The sequence below is a fragment of the Bacillus sp. BPN334 genome (genome assembly GCF_008368885.1).
In the GTDB taxonomy this organism is placed as follows: domain Bacteria; phylum Bacillota; class Bacilli; order Bacillales; family Bacillaceae_G; genus Bacillus_A; species Bacillus_A wiedmannii.
The window spans coordinates 203,571-221,827 of sequence record NZ_QOZW01000012.1 but is presented as its reverse complement, the minus strand read 5'-3'; the positions used below and the strand labels follow the sequence as shown (position 1 = coordinate 221,827).

22 protein-coding genes and 1 pseudogene are annotated in these 18,257 nt (G+C 37.6%); 19 read left to right on the top strand and 4 right to left on the bottom strand.

From position 1 onward, the window contains the following. Window positions 1-54: 54 nt before the first annotated feature. Window positions 55-366 carry a heavy metal-binding domain-containing protein gene (locus DN393_RS18945; protein ID WP_000637523.1) on the top strand — a complete coding sequence of 104 codons (312 nt, stop codon included), beginning with the start codon at window positions 55-57 and terminating at the stop codon, window positions 364-366. 115 nt (window positions 367-481) lie between these two features. Here DN393_RS18945 and DN393_RS32060 read toward each other — a convergent pair. The 4 genes and pseudogenes from DN393_RS32060 to DN393_RS18925 form a co-directional block, all read right to left on the bottom strand. Then, a pseudogene (locus tag DN393_RS32060) lies at window positions 482-559 on the bottom strand (macrolide transporter); the annotation flags it as partial. 16 nt (window positions 560-575) lie between these two features. After that, window positions 576-1,115 (bottom strand): flavodoxin family protein, encoded by a 540-nt coding sequence (locus DN393_RS18935; protein WP_149173760.1) that lies wholly within the window; start codon window positions 1,113-1,115, stop codon window positions 576-578. Window positions 1,116-1,119: 4 nt separating this feature from the next. Beyond that, complete coding sequence (locus DN393_RS18930) at window positions 1,120-1,488, bottom strand: MerR family transcriptional regulator (RefSeq protein WP_064476199.1); 369 nt, start codon at window positions 1,486-1,488, stop codon at window positions 1,120-1,122. Window positions 1,489-1,539: 51 nt separating this feature from the next. Continuing rightward, complete coding sequence (locus DN393_RS18925) at window positions 1,540-2,433, bottom strand: LysR family transcriptional regulator (protein ID WP_088047802.1); 894 nt, start codon at window positions 2,431-2,433, stop codon at window positions 1,540-1,542. Window positions 2,434-2,584: 151 nt separating this feature from the next. Here DN393_RS18925 and DN393_RS18920 point away from each other — a divergent pair, with 151 nt between their 5' ends. From DN393_RS18920 to DN393_RS18835, 18 genes are all read left to right on the top strand, one after another. Next, window positions 2,585-3,607, top strand: coding sequence for a YeiH family protein (locus DN393_RS18920; RefSeq protein ID WP_064476201.1), 1,023 nt, complete (start codon window positions 2,585-2,587; stop codon window positions 3,605-3,607). Window positions 3,608-3,843: 236 nt separating this feature from the next. Further along, window positions 3,844-4,041: a helix-turn-helix transcriptional regulator gene (locus DN393_RS18915; RefSeq protein WP_000538364.1), complete on the top strand. Its 198-nt coding sequence runs from the start codon at window positions 3,844-3,846 to the stop codon at window positions 4,039-4,041. Window positions 4,042-4,052: 11 nt separating this feature from the next. Next, window positions 4,053-4,442 carry a hypothetical protein gene (locus DN393_RS18910; protein WP_098103016.1) on the top strand — a complete coding sequence of 130 codons (390 nt, stop codon included), beginning with the start codon at window positions 4,053-4,055 and terminating at the stop codon, window positions 4,440-4,442. Between the two features lie 18 nt (window positions 4,443-4,460). After that, window positions 4,461-4,682 (top strand): hypothetical protein, encoded by a 222-nt coding sequence (locus DN393_RS18905; protein ID WP_064476203.1) that lies wholly within the window; start codon window positions 4,461-4,463, stop codon window positions 4,680-4,682. Further along, window positions 4,679-5,071, top strand: coding sequence for an ATPase (locus tag DN393_RS18900; RefSeq protein WP_088047805.1), 393 nt, complete (start codon window positions 4,679-4,681; stop codon window positions 5,069-5,071). The genes DN393_RS18905 and DN393_RS18900 overlap by 4 nt, the downstream gene beginning before the upstream one ends. Window positions 5,072-5,087: 16 nt before the next feature. Continuing rightward, on the top strand, window positions 5,088-5,315 hold the full coding sequence (locus DN393_RS18895; protein ID WP_064476205.1) for a hypothetical protein: 228 nt from the start codon (window positions 5,088-5,090) through the stop codon (window positions 5,313-5,315). A gap of 100 nt (window positions 5,316-5,415) precedes the next feature. Then, a complete protein-coding gene (locus DN393_RS18890) occupies window positions 5,416-6,177 on the top strand; it encodes a MerR family transcriptional regulator (protein WP_064476206.1) in 762 nt (253 codons plus the stop codon). After that, window positions 6,174-6,794, top strand: a complete 621-nt coding sequence (locus DN393_RS18885; RefSeq protein WP_064476207.1) for a hypothetical protein — start codon at window positions 6,174-6,176, stop codon at window positions 6,792-6,794. Before DN393_RS18890 ends, DN393_RS18885 begins: the two co-directional genes overlap by 4 nt. Before the next feature lie 45 nt (window positions 6,795-6,839). After that, the gene (locus DN393_RS18880) at window positions 6,840-7,277 is read left to right on the top strand and encodes a DUF4362 domain-containing protein (protein WP_064476208.1); all 438 of its coding nucleotides are present in this window, start codon (window positions 6,840-6,842) and stop codon (window positions 7,275-7,277) included. Window positions 7,278-7,428: 151 nt separating this feature from the next. Continuing rightward, window positions 7,429-9,405: an excinuclease ABC subunit B gene (uvrB, locus tag DN393_RS18875; protein WP_064476209.1), complete on the top strand. Its 1,977-nt coding sequence runs from the start codon at window positions 7,429-7,431 to the stop codon at window positions 9,403-9,405. A gap of 11 nt (window positions 9,406-9,416) precedes the next feature. Next, window positions 9,417-12,287, top strand: a complete 2,871-nt coding sequence (uvrA, locus tag DN393_RS18870; RefSeq protein WP_142315364.1) for an excinuclease ABC subunit UvrA — start codon at window positions 9,417-9,419, stop codon at window positions 12,285-12,287. 60 nt (window positions 12,288-12,347) lie between these two features. Continuing rightward, a complete protein-coding gene (locus tag DN393_RS18865) occupies window positions 12,348-12,797 on the top strand; it encodes a DUF4275 family protein (RefSeq protein ID WP_064476210.1) in 450 nt (149 codons plus the stop codon). Between the two features lie 114 nt (window positions 12,798-12,911). Continuing rightward, on the top strand, window positions 12,912-13,292 hold the full coding sequence (locus tag DN393_RS18860) for a phage holin family protein (protein ID WP_001267307.1): 381 nt from the start codon (window positions 12,912-12,914) through the stop codon (window positions 13,290-13,292). Between the two features lie 156 nt (window positions 13,293-13,448). Then, window positions 13,449-14,378: an HPr(Ser) kinase/phosphatase gene (gene hprK, locus DN393_RS18855; RefSeq protein WP_001127246.1), complete on the top strand. Its 930-nt coding sequence runs from the start codon at window positions 13,449-13,451 to the stop codon at window positions 14,376-14,378. A 24-nt stretch (window positions 14,379-14,402) separates the two neighbouring features. After that, window positions 14,403-15,215 carry a prolipoprotein diacylglyceryl transferase gene (gene lgt, locus DN393_RS18850; RefSeq protein ID WP_149173759.1) on the top strand — a complete coding sequence of 271 codons (813 nt, stop codon included), beginning with the start codon at window positions 14,403-14,405 and terminating at the stop codon, window positions 15,213-15,215. Between the two features lie 67 nt (window positions 15,216-15,282). Continuing rightward, window positions 15,283-15,933, top strand: a complete 651-nt coding sequence (gene ppaX, locus DN393_RS18845) for a pyrophosphatase PpaX (RefSeq protein WP_064476212.1) — start codon at window positions 15,283-15,285, stop codon at window positions 15,931-15,933. Window positions 15,934-16,008: 75 nt separating this feature from the next. Then, window positions 16,009-16,515, top strand: a complete 507-nt coding sequence (locus DN393_RS18840; protein ID WP_149173758.1) for an acyltransferase — start codon at window positions 16,009-16,011, stop codon at window positions 16,513-16,515. A gap of 145 nt (window positions 16,516-16,660) precedes the next feature. Continuing rightward, on the top strand, window positions 16,661-18,172 hold the full coding sequence (locus tag DN393_RS18835; RefSeq protein ID WP_064476214.1) for a tetratricopeptide repeat protein: 1,512 nt from the start codon (window positions 16,661-16,663) through the stop codon (window positions 18,170-18,172). Window positions 18,173-18,257 lie beyond the last annotated feature (85 nt).

The window sequence follows — 18,257 nt, the reverse complement described above, 5'->3', positions numbered from 1 at the left end:
GCTGAATTAGTGCACCATAAGTAAGTGAAAATCTTATATGGGAGGCTATGAAGCATGATTGTAACAACAACGTCTACAATTCAAGGAAAAGAAATTATTGAGTATATCGATATCGTCAATGGAGAAGCGATTATGGGCGCGAATATCGTTCGTGACCTTTTCGCCTCTGTCCGTGATGTTGTCGGCGGTCGTGCGGGCGCTTATGAAAGTAAATTAAAAGAAGCGCGCGACATTGCAATGGAAGAGATGAAAACTTTCGCAAGACAAAAAAATGCAAATGCAATTGTTGGTATCGACGTGGATTACGAAGTAGTTCGCGAAGGAATGCTAATGGTTGCAGTGAGCGGGACTGCCGTCCGTATTTAAAGTGAAAAAGCCGTGCTGATGCACGGCTTTTTCACTTTTATTAATGCTATTCTATGTCGAAGTTTCAATATTTCTTGGGAAATGCGGAAGGCCTTGTCGATATATAGGGAAGACATTAGAGCGCTTCTTTACATTTTCGGATTTGAACTAATAATGTTTCGTATTCTTGTTCGAGAGATGTGATGTCATCGTTTTTGTCAAACTAATTTCTATTTACTATTTTTGAATTTATCATTATACAATTGTGCTTTTGCCAGCGCCTCAGCATCATTTTTGATTTCATCCAATCCATTTGCATTCCCAATAACATACCCTTCAAATGATGAACCAACAAAATCAAAGATGTATTGGAACTGAGCAATAAGCGGTAATGCTTTCAGTTTCGGGTTGTCTCCGCCAACGATGACAACATACATTTTTTTGCCTTTCATTTTCTCTTTGAAATGAAGAGATGTATCACGCAAGCTTTGTGACCAGCGATCGACGAAGTTTTTCATATGACCGCTCATTCCGTACCAGTATAGTGGTGTAGAGAAGATAATTGTGTCGTGCTCTAGCATGCGTTCAATTAAATGTTGATAGTCATCGTTTACAGCTTGGAATCCTTCTGCATCATGACGTTGGTCTGTAATAGGATGGACTGTATGGTCTCGTAAGTAAATTTGTTCTGTTTCAATGCCCTCTATCATCATATGTGTTAAAGCCTCTGTATTTCCGTTTTGTCTTGAACTGCCATGTATAACAAACATGTAATCATCCCTTTTCATTTGCTTGTTTTAGGAGTGAAACGTGTTTTTGCAAATTCGTTTGAATGCTAGAAAGTAATGAGATTTGCTTCGTTACTTCATTAAGTTTATCTTCATAAAGCGTAAGGATACTGCTGCAAGGATTTTCGTACAGGTGCGGCTCTATTTCGAGGCAGCGCAGCATCCTTGCCGTCTCTTCTAAATTTAAGCCAATTTGTAAGTACATTTGAATAAGCTCCACTTTTTCGATGGCACCTTCATCAAAATCACGGTAGCCATTTGCGAGGCGCTTAGAAGGGAGTAATCCTTTTTCTTCATAATGTCTTAGTGATCTTTCGCTAACCCCGGTTTCTTTTGATAACTCTCCAATTCGCAATGTGTTTCACTCCTTTTACATGTATTGTAAACCTTCACACTAATGTGAAGGTCAATGCTGTTTTTTCGCAAAAGAGTCTACATGATTTAAAAACACCTGAATGGCTTTAGACAGGATGAAGTATTTGCCGCGCACGATGGAGAATGGACGAATTAGTTGTTCATTTGGAACTTCGACGTGGAATAGCTCTTTTGCCAGTAGCTCTTTTCGTACAGTCCAATCAGAAAGTATAGCGATGCCAAGCCCGGCACTAACTGCTTCCTTTACGCTTTGGATACTACTAAATGTAAAGAATCGCTTCATTTTCAAATGGTGTTGATGAATAAAGCGGTCACTATAAGCGCGTGTACCAGAACCACTTTCTCTTAATACCCATACTTGATCTTGGAGTGTACTTTCATTTATTTCATTTGTGCAGAGCAGTGGATGATTTGGAGGGACGACGAGCTTCATTTCATCTTGCATAAACGTTTCAACGTCAACGTCGGCGTATACGACTTGCCCTTCCACTAAGCCGATATCGATTTGATTAGAGCGAAGGCTTTGTAAAACGTCTTCTGTATTTGAGATAAAGGTATGAACTTCGACGTGTGGATTTTCATTCGCATAGTTAGCCAGTATTTTTGGAAGTAAGTATTCGCCAATTGTGAAACTAGCACCGATGCGAAGAGTTCCTGTTACAACGTTATGTAGTTCGTTAATTTCTTGTTTGGCTTCTTCGTAAAGAGAGAGCATTTGCTTTGCATGTATATATAGTATGTTTCCAGCCTCCGTCACTTGGACGTGCTTTGGGGAGCGCTGAATAAGAGTGGTGCCAAATTCGTTTTCTAAGTTGCGTATATGCATACTTACGCCAGGTTGTGAAAGGTTTAATAATTCTGCTGCACGGGAGAAGTGCTTCTGTTCAACGACAGTAACAAATATTTTTAAAATGTCTACGTTCATGTAATGGGCTCCTTTCTTTTTCTATCATCTTATCATAAGTATTTCTGATGATAGAGATTTAATATTGATATTAAACTTATTATAGAAACTCTCTTATAATGTAAGTAGAAAGAACATGCATGTTCCAATACGATTATTGGAGTGGTTCAAAGTGGAACAAACACTTGTTATACAAAAGAAGAAGGGCTTTGGATTTTCGCAAGGAATTGGGATTACACTATTAATCGCAATTGCTGCGAAATATTTAGCAGAGCTTCCATTTTTAAATATTATGGGACAATTAGTAATTGCTATTCTAATTGGGATGGTTTGGCGTGCAGCAATTGGAGTTCCTCATGATGCGATTGCCGGGACGAACTTTGCGAGTAAGAAGTTGCTGCGCTTTGGGATCATCTTACTTGGAATGCGGTTAAATCTTGTTGATATTGCGAAGGCAGGGCCGAAAGTATTGGTCATCGCTGCGGTTGTTATTGCATTTACGATTTTCGTTGTATATGGACTAACGAAAGTATTTAAAGTAGAAAAGAAACTCGGAATTTTAACAGCGTGCGGAACAGCAATTTGCGGTGCGGCAGCGGTCGTGGCAATTGCACCGCAAGTGAAAGCGAAGGATGAAGAAACGGCAGTTGGGGCAGCGATTATTGCAATTTTAGGTACAATATTTACACTTATTTATACGCTATTATACCCAGTGCTTGGCTTCTCACAGTACGGTTACGGTGTATTCTCAGGTGCCACGCTGCATGAGATCGCCCATGTCATCGCAGCTGCGGCACCAGGAGGAAGTACGGCTGTAGACATCGCAGTTATCGTGAAATTAACGCGCGTTGCAATGCTTGTGCCAGTAGCGATTTTAATTGGATTATGGTTTGGTAAGAGTGAAGGTAGCGAGGAAAAAAAATCGTGGCGCGATCTTCCAATTCCGTGGTTCATCTTCGGATTTTTAGCGATGAGTGCAGTGCATTCGCTCGGGGTTATACCAGAAGTTGTTGCCGGCTATATTGTTGTCATTGCTTACATGCTGATTGCAATGGCGATGGCGGGGCTTGGTTTAAATGTAGAGTTTAAAACGTTCCGTAAGTTAGGAAGTAAGGCATTCGTGGCGGGGCTGATCGGCTCGGTTTGCCTTTCTATTCTTGGATACGTTCTTGTATATGCATTAGGATTTATGTAGTAGGACGAAGAAGCTGTTCCAAAAGATATTTTGGGACAGCTTTTTTCTTATGATTATAGTGCTACGGATGTCGATATATTTAAAAAATCGCTGATATAAATTGAATTACTCTTGTACTTGGTTAGAGAAGATGTTCAGTGAAATGTTTTACTAAAATTTGTAAAGATATCTTTACTTGAAATTGGAAAATATTTATAATTAAAGTAAAGATATCTTTACTTTCGAAGGTGGAGCCTATGGGTGTGAAAAATAAAATAAAAGAGTTAAGAAAGCAAAATCATATAACGCAAGTTGAAATGGCAAAGGCGATGCAGGTGACACGGCAGACGATTGTGGCGATTGAAAACCATCATTATAACCCGAGTCTAGAGTTATCCCTAAAAATCGCCAAATATTTTGGGGTGAAGGTTGAGGAAATATTTACGCTAGAGTAAGGGGAGAAAAAATGGAAGATACTAAAAAGTTATTGATTGGTGCGACTATTGGATTGTTTTTGGGAGACATTGTAGTTCATATTATGAATCCGGCTATACCAATTTTACCGCTCGTAGTGAGTAACGTTTTAGCAATTGTATTTTTGATAGTGTATGCGTATTACAAAAAGCGTAAGTATAAAAAAGAAGAACTTCCAGATATAGATGAGCGAGTAAATGAAAATATAAAAAAATATGTAAATGTCTCATTTGTATTCGCGTTTCTATTGCTTATTGTTTATATTGTTGCGAGTAAATCAATAGGCAGAGCTGTTATACCAGTGCAAGAAATATTTATGATATGTAGTTCCTTATTTGCGGGTAGTCTCATCATAGGAGTCATGATAGGGAAACGAGCATAGAGATAGGAGGAATGAAAAATGCAAGATGAGTTTGAGAGATTCCAGTCAGATAAAGCGTTTAAATATGTAGGGTTATTTTTTACGATTAGTTTAGCGATATGGAGTTTATATAATTTAATTGTTGATGGAAATGCTGGTATGCCGTTTGTTTTATTTGTACTAGGGCAGTTTGTTTATTTCTTTGTGAACTATTGGCCGAAGTGGAAATATAGAAATCAAAAAGAGGTTGATCATGTATGAGTAAGCAAGATGTTATACGGTTTATAGGAAGTTTATTTTTAGCGGGTCTTATTTTAAATGCGAGTTTAATGATTTTAAGTATTTCGTGGGGAACGATCTTCATATCGAATGTAGCACTAGTCATTTTATATAGTATTTCGGAATATAGAGAACAGAAGCGTTTGAAAGAAGAGGGAGTTCCGTCGATTGATGAGCGAGTTGTGAATAAGATGAAGTCGTATTTTACGATTTGTATTACAAGCTTCATTTTCCTGTTCATTGTGTATCTTTGTGTAAATAAGCATTTAGATAGGCAAGCAGTACATGTAAATGAGTTATTATATATTGCTATTTTTGGTTTATTAATAAGTATGGCATCGACGAGTGTGTTAGCAACAAGGAATAGATAGAAAAAGGGGAACTGGGATGGGATTACCGGTATTATGTGTCGCTACGGCTATTTTTGCTTTGTTTTGGGGAATGCAGAACTTCTCTCGTAATCCAGTGCCAAGCGTTTGTATTATGATTGGTACTGTCGGTTTATCATATTATTTATTAGTTTCAGCTCATTATCATAAAACAGCAACGAGTGTTGTTGTTGGAGCACTTATTTTATTTTGTGGGCGTGCTGTACAAAAAGGATTATTCCCGTAAAAGCTGTTTATACGAAGAGTATAAACAGCTTTTTGTATTTTTTTTACAAAAGACTTGAAAGTGACGTAACGTCATCTTTTATAATGAAGGGGAAGAGGTGATGGTAGTGATTTCCATACAACAATTGACGAGAGAGACAGGGGTAACAGTACGTACATTACGTTATTATGATCAAATAGATTTATTAAAGCCGAGCGGGAAAACAGAAGGCGGGCATCGTTTATATAGTGAAGCTGACGTAATACGGCTGCAACAAATTTTATTTTTAAAGGAAATGGGATTTTCGTTAAAAGAATCTGCGAATATGTTAGTAAAAGATGAGCTTAATTTAAAGGATTCACTTGAAAAACAACTTCGATTTGTACAGGAAGAACAAAAGAAATTCAATCGAATGGAGCGTGTTTTACAAGCAGTTGTTTATTCGGTGGATGTGGAGGGAGAGCTCGATTGGAAAGTTATGTTTGAACTTATCCAGCTTTCGAAACAGTCGTCTCGCATACGTGAAATATTTCAAAATGAAGTATTTTCAAAGGAAGAACAAAAATTGCTTCATAACTTGCCAAATATGAGTGAAGAAGATCCGAATGTTTTAGAATGGGTAGATTTATTAAAGCAATTACGTATTTTTATGAAAGACGGCAAAGAAGCCGCGAGTAATGAGGTACAAGAGGCAACGAAGAGATTAATGCAGAAGTGTTTAGAAATGGCTAATGGTGATGAAGCATTTTTAGATAAGTTATGGGAAGTTAGAAAATCGAAGGAAGATTCGCAGAAAATGAGCATGTATCCAATTGAAGAAGAACTTTTATTATATATGGATGAAGCTTTTCGTATATATGATGAAAAGGAGATGGATAAATGAGTATACTTGCAGAATATCGTTGGTATTTTTTAATTGGGGCAGAGATTGTATTTTGGTTATCGGCTATCGGCTTCTTTTTACTCCGTTACGGATTCCGTTTGAAGAAAGCGAGCTTTATTATGGGGATTGTACTCCTCGTAAATGAAGTATTTATTTTAACATTAGGGGTAGTGGACTATTATCAAACAGGGAATTTCTCTAATTTTCAAATCATTACTGTAATTATTTTATTGTATGCAGTTTTCTACGGGAAAAAGGATTTGAAGAAGCTTGATATATTTGCGCAAAAGCTAGTTGCGAAATGGCGGAATGAACCAGCGCCTATTATTGAAGAACATATAGAATTAACAGGTATGGCCTATGCGAAGCAGGAAATAAAAAATTTGGTATTGCATCTTGTTTTATTCATTGTTGTGCATATTTTCTTTTTCTTTCTGTACGGTTTTGTCCCGTTTGACCAATGGCATAATTGGTTAGAAACTGGGATTGTTTTAAATGAACCAGCTAGTCGCGTTAGTCAAGTTTGGGCGATTATACTTTTAGTGGATACAGTTATTTCATTTTCATATGTGATTTTTCCGAAGAAAGAGAAAGGAAAAGAGAAGCTACTTTCGTAGAGGAAAGTAGCTTTTGCGGTATACAAAGAATTTTTATAGGAGAGGATGACAATAGGAAAAAGAAGTGGTTTTATATGTCTATTTCTCTTTTTCTTTAGCTTAGTAGCATGCTCACAACCTAACATTGAAATTGATAGGAAGAATGATGTCATTGTAAAGAGAGCGGGAATTTCCAATCTAGATAAATTTGAAAAATTCATTTTGAATGTTGACCAAGGGAAGGTTGATAAAATAAGGATTGTACAGTATACCCATGAAGGTGACCCGATCTTTCAAACGCTAGAGCATAGTGAGAACGATATACTTTATGTGTCAGATAATAGAAAAGACCAATTTGCTGGTGAGGATAAAGGGTTACATAAAGATAACTGTAAAAGGATTGTTAAAGAGCAGCGTGAATCACAAACGGCTTATAGGTTAATAGACTGTGTGAATGAAAATGGGCGCAATGGATATGATTTATTATATGTACCTAAAAAATAGAGTTAGTAGAGGAAGGAAGTTTTGACTCCTTCCTTTTTCTATGTATATATTGTCGAAAGTTTTACCGAATATCTGTTCGTTTTTTTAGGTTTTTTATGGGCATTCGTGGTAAAATAATAATACAGATTTTTATGAGGAGGTCGGATTTTACTTGGAACATCAATTTGAAATTATCTCAGCGTATTCCCCGCAAGGTGATCAGCCGGTAGCTATAGAGAAGCTTGTAGAGGGAATTAATAGTGGAAAGAAAAAGCAAGTGTTGCTTGGGGCGACAGGAACGGGTAAGACATTTACGATTTCAAATGTCATTAAAGAAGTGCAGAAGCCAACACTTGTCATGGCTCATAATAAAACGTTAGCAGGACAGTTATATAGTGAGCTGAAAGATTTTTTCCCTAACAATTCAGTGGAGTATTTTGTTAGTTATTACGATTATTATCAGCCAGAAGCGTATGTGCCGCAAACAGATACTTTTATTGAAAAAGATGCGCAGATTAATGATGAAATCGATAAATTGCGTCACTCAGCAACGTCTTCCTTATTTGAAAGAGACGATGTTATTATCGTTGCGAGTGTTTCGTGTATATATGGTTTAGGTTCTCCAGAAGAATACCGCGAGTTAGTTGTTTCGCTTCGAGTTGGTATGGAAAAGGACCGCAATCAATTGCTTCGTGAACTTGTTGATGTGCAGTATGGGCGTAATGACATTGATTTCAAGCGTGGTACATTCCGTGTGCGCGGAGATGTAGTTGAAATCTTCCCGGCATCACTTGATGAGCATTGTATTCGAATTGAATTTTTCGGCGATGAAATAGATCGTATTCGCGAAGTAAATGCGTTAACAGGTGAAGTATTAGCAGAACGTGATCATGTAGCAATCTTCCCAGCATCTCACTTCGTTACACGTGAAGAAAAGATGAAGGTCGCTATTGAAAATATCGAAAAAGAATTAGAAGAGCGTTTAAAGGAATTAAATGATAATGGCAAGTTGTTAGAAGCGCAGCGTATAGAGCAACGTACACGTTATGATTTAGAAATGATGCGTGAGATGGGCTTTTGCTCAGGTATTGAAAATTATTCCCGTCATTTAACACTTCGTCCAGCGGGTGCAACACCGTATACGTTATTAGACTATTTCCCGGAAGATTTCTTAATTGTTATGGATGAGTCACACGTATCAGTACCGCAAGTAAGAGCGATGTATAACGGGGACCAAGCACGTAAGCAAGTACTTGTGGATCATGGGTTCCGTTTGCCATCAGCTTTAGATAATAGACCGCTTACGTTTGATGAGTTTGAAGGGAAAACGAATCAAGTTATTTACGTTTCGGCAACGCCAGGACCGTACGAGTTAGAGCAGGCACCGGAGGTAATAGAACAAATTATTCGTCCAACAGGGCTTTTAGATCCACCAATTGATATACGACCAATTGAAGGGCAAATTGATGATTTATTAGGAGAAATTCAAGATCGCATTGCAAAAAATGAACGTGTATTAATTACGACTTTAACGAAGAAAATGTCAGAGGATTTAACAGACTACTTAAAGGATGTAGGAATTAAAGTAAACTATCTTCACTCTGAAATTAAAACGTTAGAACGTATTGAAATTATCCGTGACCTTCGCCTTGGTAAGTTTGATGTACTGGTCGGTATTAACTTATTACGAGAAGGATTAGATATTCCAGAAGTATCACTTGTAGCTATTTTAGATGCTGATAAGGAAGGATTCTTGCGTTCGGAGCGTTCATTAATTCAAACAATTGGTCGTGCGGCACGTAATGAAAACGGCCGCGTTATTATGTACGCAGATCGTATAACGAGATCGATGGGAATTGCGATTGAAGAAACGCAACGTCGTCGTACTATACAAGAAGCTTATAATAAAGAGCATGGTATTACGCCGAAAACGATTCAAAAAGGCGTGCGTGATGTTATCCGTGCAACGACAGCTGCTGAAGAGCCGGAAACATATGAAGCAGTACCAGCCAAGAAGATGACGAAAAAAGAGCGTGAAAAGACAATTACGAAGATGGAAGCAGAGATGAAAGAAGCAGCAAAAGCGTTAGATTTCGAGCGTGCAGCTGAATTAAGAGATTTACTATTAGAATTAAAAGCGGAAGGGTGAACAGAGTGAGCATAAGCAAGGATTTTATTGTCGTAAAAGGTGCTAGAGCACATAACTTAAAAAATATTGATGTAACCATTCCGAGAAATCAGCTTGTTGTTGTGACGGGATTGTCTGGTTCAGGGAAATCATCATTAGCGTTTGATACGATTTATGCAGAAGGGCAACGCAGATACGTAGAATCGTTATCTGCGTATGCGCGCCAGTTTTTAGGACAAATGGATAAACCTGACGTGGATACAATTGAAGGCTTATCTCCAGCGATTTCAATCGATCAAAAAACAACGAGTCGTAATCCACGTTCAACTGTCGGAACGGTAACGGAGATTTATGATTATTTACGTTTACTATTCGCACGAATTGGTACGCCGATTTGCCCGAATCATGGTATTGAAATTACATCACAAACAGTAGAGCAGATGGTAGACCGTGTACTTGAATATCCTGAACGTACGAAATTACAAGTGTTAGCTCCTATCGTTTCTGGGCGTAAAGGTGCACATGTGAAAGTGCTTGAAGACATTAAGAAGCAAGGATATGTTCGTGTACGTGTTGATGGTGAAATGCTTGATGTATCTGAAGATATTGCGTTAGATAAAAATAAGAAGCATTCCATTGAAGTTGTAATTGACCGTATTGTTGTAAAAGAAGGGATTGCAAGCCGTCTTGCGGATTCACTTGAAAGTGCATTAAAGCTTGGCGGGGGCCGAGTGTTAATTGATGTAATGGGAGAAGAGGAACTTCTATTTAGTGAACATCATGCTTGTCCGCATTGTGGCTTTTCAATCGGAGAATTAGAGCCGCGCATGTTCTCATTCAATAGTCCATTCGGGGCGTGTCCTTCTTGTGATGGACTTGGTTCAAAGTTAGAGGTAGATTTAGAACTTGTCATTCCGAATTGGGATTTATCATTAAATGAACATGCGATTGCGCCTTGGGAACCGACAAGCTCACAATATTACCCACAGCTTTTACAATCTGTATGTAATCATTACGGCGTTGATATGGATGTCCCTGTGAAAGATATACCGAAAGATTTATTTGATAAAGTGTTGTACGGAAGCGGTGAAGAGAAAGTTTATTTCCGCTATGTAAATGAATTTGGTCAAGTAAAGGAAAATGAGATTTTATTTGAAGGTGTTATTCCAAATATCGAACGTCGTTATCGTGAAACGAGTTCTGATTATGTCCGTGAGCAAATGGAAAAGTATATGGCAGAGCAAGCTTGTCCGAAGTGTAAAGGTGGACGCTTAAAGCCTGAGAGTTTAGCTGTTTTCGTTGGTGATAAAACGATTGCTGATGTAACGAAGTATTCTGTTCAAGAAGTACAGGAATTCTTCTCGAATGTAGAGCTAACGGAGAAGCAACAAAAAATTGCTCATTTAATTTTAAGAGAAATCCAGGAGCGCGTTGGATTCTTAGTGAACGTCGGGTTAGATTATTTAACGTTAAGTCGTGCTGCAGGAACTTTATCAGGTGGTGAGGCGCAGCGTATTCGTTTAGCGACGCAAATCGGTTCTCGTCTGACTGGCGTACTTTACATTCTTGATGAGCCTTCTATCGGTTTACATCAGCGCGATAACGATCGTCTTATTCGTACGTTGCAAGAGATGCGTGATTTAGGTAATACGTTAATTGTCGTTGAACATGATGAAGATACGATGATGGCTGCTGATTATTTACTTGATATCGGACCTGGTGCAGGTATTCATGGTGGTCAAGTTGTATCAGCGGGGACGCCAGCTGAAGTGATGCAAGATGATAATTCGCTAACAGGGAAGTATTTAAGCGGTAAAGAGTTTATTCCGGTTCCACTTGAAAGACGTAAAGGTGACGGACGTAAAGTGGAAATTATCGGTGCAAAAGAGAATAACTTAAAGAATGCAAAGATGTCATTCCCGCTTGGTACGTTTGTAGCGATAACGGGTGTATCTGGTTCCGGTAAAAGTACGATGATTAATGAAGTACTATATAAATCATTAGCGCAAAAGTTATATAAAGCGAAAGCGAAGCCAGGTACTCATAAAGAAATTAAAGGTCTTGAGCATTTAGATAAAGTAATCGATATTGATCAATCGCCAATCGGGCGTACACCACGTTCTAATCCAGCGACGTATACAGGTGTATTCGATGATATTCGTGATGTGTTTGCACAAACGAATGAAGCGAAAGTGCGTGGATATCAAAAAGGACGTTTCAGCTTTAATGTAAAAGGTGGACGTTGTGAAGCGTGCCGTGGTGATGGAATTATTAAAATTGAAATGCACTTCCTACCAGACGTATACGTTCCGTGTGAAGTTTGTCACGGTAAACGTTACAACCGTGAAACGTTAGAAGTGAAATATAAAGATAAAAACATTTCTGAAGTGTTAGGTATGACAATTGAAGATGGAGTAGAGTTCTTCGCTAATATCCCAAAAATTAAGCGTAAACTTCAAACGCTTGTAGATGTAGGGCTTGGTTATATGAAATTAGGACAGCCAGCTACGACGTTATCTGGAGGAGAAGCACAGCGCGTGAAATTAGCTTCTGAATTACACCGTCGTTCTACAGGGCGTACGTTATATATTTTAGATGAGCCAACGACTGGTTTACATGCACATGATATAGCGCGTCTTCTGGAAGTTCTGCAACGCCTTGTTGAAAGTGGCGAGACAGTTCTTGTTATTGAGCATAATTTAGATGTAATTAAAACAGCTGATTATATCGTTGACCTTGGACCAGAAGGTGGAGACAAAGGTGGACAAATCGTTGCTTCCGGAACGCCAGAGCAAGTAGTGAAAGAAGAGCGCTCGTATACAGGTAAGTATTTAAAAGATATTTTAGTTCGTGATAAAGCAAGAATGAAAGAGAAAATAAAAGAAGTAGAATTATCGCAATAAGTGTATTACTAAAAAACCGAGTGGGAATGACACTCGGTTTTTCGTTCATAGGGGGAGAAAATGGAGTTTGTAGATATTTTAAGAAAGAAAAATATGAAGGTAAGAGAGTTTCAAAATTGGGGTGTTTATTTTCGCAAACGCTGGGAGGGTCATTTTGCAAACCATTTAAGTGATGAGGAAAAAGAAGACATTTTCCTGTATGGAGATAAGTATGCATGTGGGTATCTTTGGCACATATTTAGTTATGAGAAAAAGAAGTGTTTAGAGGGTGAAGAAGCGGAGAACGCATTTCATAATGAAGTGAAAAAGAATTGTTACATATTCTATCAACATTGTGATGATGTACTGCTAATAAAAGATACGAGTTTATTACATATGGAGGATATATTGTGTGAGAGGGACGATATGTATAAAGGCGATATTTATATTGTAGATAAAGAGTTCACTTGGACTTTTGTAAAAACTCATGAACATAGATGGTGTGGTCCTTATTTTGCGAGGGAATGTTAGTAGGTATACAAGCATGGAGAATAGAATAAGTTGATATAAGTGTTTGTATGATACTTGCGTTTCTTATCTATTAGCGTATGATGAAATATATATGTCAAAAGGATGTGTAAGAAAATGAGATGGATTGTATCACTTCTTGTAAATAGCGTTGTGTTAATCGCTGTATCGGGACTTTTAAAAGGGATTGCGCCAGACGCGTTTTACGTAGCAAATATACAAACTGCAATTATTGCGAGTATTATCTTGGCTGTTTTAAATGTGTTCGTAAAACCGTTTTTAATTTTAATTACGCTACCAATTACTCTTGTAACTTTCGGGTTCTTCTTAATTGTTATTAATGCGATTACGTTAAAAATAGCAGATTCATTATTAGGAGATGCATTTAATATATCAGGATTCGGTGTAGCGATTGTAGCGGCAATTTGTATTTCAATTTTTAATATGATTATTGAAAAGGCAATTGTGGAGCCACTGTATGAAAAAAAGAGAAAATGACAAAAAGAAAAACATTTCATGATGTATATGAAATGTTTTTTTCTATTTATTAGAAACCGTATTTCTTGTTTCCAGAAAAAAATGGTACAATATCCGGTAGAATGGAATTTTACATCAAATGAGACTGAACCCGCAGCGGAGTGGAGGTTTATACATATGCCGAAAGTAAGGACAAAAGATTTAATTGAACAATTTCAATTGGAGTTAATAAGTGGTGAAGAAGGAATTCATCGTCCGATTGATACAAGTGATTTATCACGACCTGGAATTGAAATGGCAGGATTTTTCACATATTATCCAGCTGATCGTGTGCAGCTTCTTGGAAAGACGGAGCTTACGTTCTTTGACACATTAACGTCAGAGCAAAAGCAAGAGAGAATGAAAGCGCTTTGTACTGAGGAGACGCCATGTATTATTATAACTCGTAATCAAGATGTACCAGATGAGTTACTGCATGCATCGCGTGAATCAGGTATGCCTTTATTACGTTCTTCTCAAACGACAACAAGATTATCAAGTCGTTTAACTAATTATTTAGAAGGTAAGTTAGCACCAACAACAGCTGTACATGGTGTGTTAGTAGATATTTACGGTGTTGGTGTTTTAATTACAGGTCAAAGTGGTGTCGGTAAAAGTGAGACAGCTCTTGAGCTTGTAAAACGTGGTCATCGCCTTGTTGCGGATGATAGTGTAGAAATTCGCCAAGAAGATGAAGACATGTTAGTCGGAAGCTCACCAGATTTAATTGAGCATTTATTAGAAATTCGTGGTCTAGGTATCATTAACGTGATGACGTTATTCGGTGCAGGGGCAGTGCGAAATTATAAGCGTATTACACTTGTTATTAATCTTGAAATTTGGGATCAAAAGAAAAATTACGATCGCTTAGGTCTTGATGAAGAGAAGATGAAGATTATTGATACAGAGCTTACAAAGATTACACTTCCAGTTCGTCCTGGTCGAAACTTGGCTGTTATTATTGAAGTAGCAGCGATGAACTTCCGTTTAAAACGTATGGGAGTCAATGCAGCACAACAGTTCTCTGAACGATTAATGAGTGCGATTGAGTTAGGAAATCAGGAGTAAACTTTGGAGAGGGAGGTCATACATATGCTGTTAGGTTCTGTACCACAGCTTGACCGCGTAGCTGTCCAACTTGGGCCGTTTCCTGTTTATTGGTACGGGATTATTATCGGTACGGGTGTGCTATTAGGTCTTTGGCTAGCAACTCGCGAGGGAGAAAGGCTAGGTATTCCAAAAGATACATTTGTTGACCTTGTATTAATTGCAGTACCGATCGCTATTCTATTTGCGAGAATGTACTATGTTATTTTTGAATGGGAATATTACGCGCAAAACCCGAGTCAAATTATTAATATTCGTCAAGGTGGCTTGGCGATTCATGGTGGTTTAATCGGGGCTGTTATTACAGGAATTCTTTTTGCAAAACGACGCGGGGTTTCATTCTGGAAGTTGGCTGATATTGCTGCGCCAAGTATTTTACTAGGACAAGCAATTGGTCGATGGGGAAACTTTATGAACCAAGAGGCGCATGGTGATGAAGTAACGAGACAGTTTTTAGAAGGACTTCATTTACCGGATTTCATTATTAATCAAATGTATATTGAGGGTGTGTACTATCACCCAACGTTTTTATATGAATCATTATGGAATTTTGCAGGTGTCATTTTATTACTTTCATTACGAAAAGTGAATTTACGACGCGGGGAATTATTCTTCACATATTTAATTTGGTATTCAATAGGGCGCTTCTTCGTAGAAGGCTTACGTACAGATAGTTTAATGTTAGGACCACTTCGTATCGCACAAGTAATGTCAATTGGACTTGTTGTTATTTCTATTGTTTTCATTATTGTGAGACGGAAAATGGGGCAAGCTGATAAAAGATATTCGGAAAATTAGAGAAAAGTAGCATCTTATTATAAGGTGCTGCTTCTTTCATATTCAGGAAAGAGAAGGGACTAAGGCAATGAGAATAAATACAGTGTTATTTGATTTAGATGGAACTTTAATTAATACAAACGAACTTATTATTTCTTCTTTTTTACATACGTTACATACATATTATCCAAATCAATATAAGCGTGAAGATGTATTGCCATTTATCGGCCCTTCTTTACATGATACTTTCAGCAAGATTGATGACAACAAGGTTGAAGAGATGATTACATGTTATCGTCAATTTAACCATGATCATCACGATGAATTAGTGGAAGAATATGAAACTGTATATGAAACAGTTCAAGAGTTGAAGAAGCAAGGCTATAAAGTTGGTATTGTTACAACGAAAGCGAGACAAACAGTTGAGATGGGATTAAGGTTATCAAAGCTTGATGAATTTTTTGATGTTGTCGTGACAATTGATGATGTAGAGCATGTGAAACCACATCCAGAACCACTTCAAAAAGCGCTTGAGTTATTAGATGCGAAACCGGAAGAAGCATTGATGGTTGGGGATAACCATCATGATATTGTTGGTGGACAAAATGCGGGTACGAAAACAGCTGCTGTCTCATGGACGTTGAAAGGTAGAGCGTATTTAGAGGCTTACAAGCCGGACTTTATGCTAGATAAAATGAGTGATTTGCTACCAATTTTGTCTAATATGAACCGTTTATAAAGGTCCAAGTAAGTTAGTGGGGGTGTATTTCCCTATTAACTTACAGTTTCACTTTTTAGTAGAGGAGCGAGTTAAGTGCGACGGACAACGCGCTATCCTGTTTCGGGAGAAAATTCATTATGGAATGTGTATAAAACAGTGTCTTTTTGGAAGGTAATGAAGAACTTTATTATTATCCAAATTGCGCGTTATACACCATTTTTATCCGTCAAGAATTGGTTGTACCGTACATTTTTACGGATGAAAGTCGGAAAGAAAACATCATTTGCGCTTATGGTAATGCCGGATATTATGTTCCCAGAAAAGATAACTGTGGGAGAGAATTCGATTATCGGCTATAATACAACGCTTTTAGCACATGAATATTTAATTCGCGAATATCGACTTGGAGAGGTCATCATAGGAAATGAAGTGATGATTGGAGCAAATACGACTATATTACCAGGTGTGAAAATTGGGGATGGCGCGATTATTTCAGCTGGCACACTTGTTCATAGAGATGTCCAAAGTGGTGCTTTCGTGGGTGGAAATCCAATGCGTGTTATTTATACGAAAGAAGAAATGGATGCTAGAGAAGGTTGATGCTAAAAATGTAACATTTCTCTTCTTTTTTAATGAATAAAAAGGAAATAATTGAGTATAATATACTGTTTTGTTTTTTACGGAATCGTTTATACTTATAGATAGAAGAATGTGTGAACGAAGAAAACAAAAAACTGGAGGATATATGGGGAAAAATCAAGGAATATATAAGGAGAACGGACAAGTTATCTCTTTTAATCAATTAGCGGAATTCTTTTATAAAAAAGGGATGAGGGCTTACAAAGGGCAGAAATTGCAAGATGCAATTAAATATTTTCGAAGAGCGGCACAAAGTGAGAAGGAGCCGTTTATTTTATGTCAATTAGCAACAGTATTATCTGAGGCTGGTGAATATCAAGAGTCGAATCAAATCTTCTTTAAGCTTGTTAGATCTAATCCAGAACTTGAACAATGCTATTATTTTATTGCAAATAATTATGCATATATGGGGCTATTTCAGCAGGCGAAAAAGTATGCGGATCGCTATTTAGAAGTTGCAGAAGAGAAGGAATTTGTAGAAGATACATTAGAATTACTTGAAATTATGGAAGAAGAAGCGATGGGCGAGGAAGAGATTGAGGATGAAGATGATCTAATTGTTATGCAGGAAGAAGCGAATCGTTATATTCGTAACGGACAATTGGAAGAAGCAATTGCTACATTAGAAATTGTTACAAAAGATTATCCGGAATTTTGGTCGGGTCATAATAATTTAGCCATTGCACATTTTCAATCTGGTAATGTAGATAAAGCTCTGAAGTTAACGGAAATGATTTTAGAGAAAAATCCTGGTAATATACATGCGCTTTGTAATACGCTTATTTTCCTATATTCAATTGGAGAGCATAAACAAGTAGAAGCGTTAGCGGAGCAGTTAGTTTCAGTATATCCGATTTCGTTCGAGCATCGTTTGAAACTAGGAACGACACTTGCAACAATTGGTCATTTTGAGCCTGCATATAAATGGTTCAAAGTATTAAAGCGTCAAGGATACGAGGGAGACGTTAGTTTTTATTATTGGTTTGCATATTCTGCTTATATGGTGAAAGATCAGCAAGTAGCTGAAAAAATGTGGCAGCATGTTGTAGAATTGCACCCTGATAAAAAGGGAAAAGAACCGTGGAATGCGCTGAATTTAGCAGATGAAGGACAAAACGTATTATTTGAAGAATTACGAAAATCATTTCAACAAAGTGCGACGCTAGAGGAACAAATGCTAGCTTTATATTTAATGAATGAATTGTCAACGCCAGAGAAGGTGGGATTCTTCTTTGATGTAACGCAGGCGAAAAACGGTGTTCCAATCGTATCGCAACTTGCAAAGTATTTCTTTTTACTTAATAGCCATAAGAGCATTCCAGCGGATTTACAGCAATTTGAACAGTGCGCGCAAATTGCGGATGCTTTATATAATTATACGAAAAAAGATGATGAATTAATCGAAGAGTGTTTACAATTTTGGTTTTGTACGTTCATACGTTTATATACATCTGGGGCAGTTTTTACAAATGTATACGGCTGGTCAGCTGCGGTTGAATATATTGTGCGCGGCGAACAAGGAAATAAGATGACACAGTCGGAGCTTGGAGATGTATATAATGTATCTGTAGCGACTGTTCGAAAGTATGTGCAGGCTGTTAAGCGTACGCACACATAGGGTAAGCAAATCATTGGGAAAAAAATGATGCTAACAGTATAATGAGGGTAACTTAATTGTGTAGGAATGAATAGGAGTGAATGAT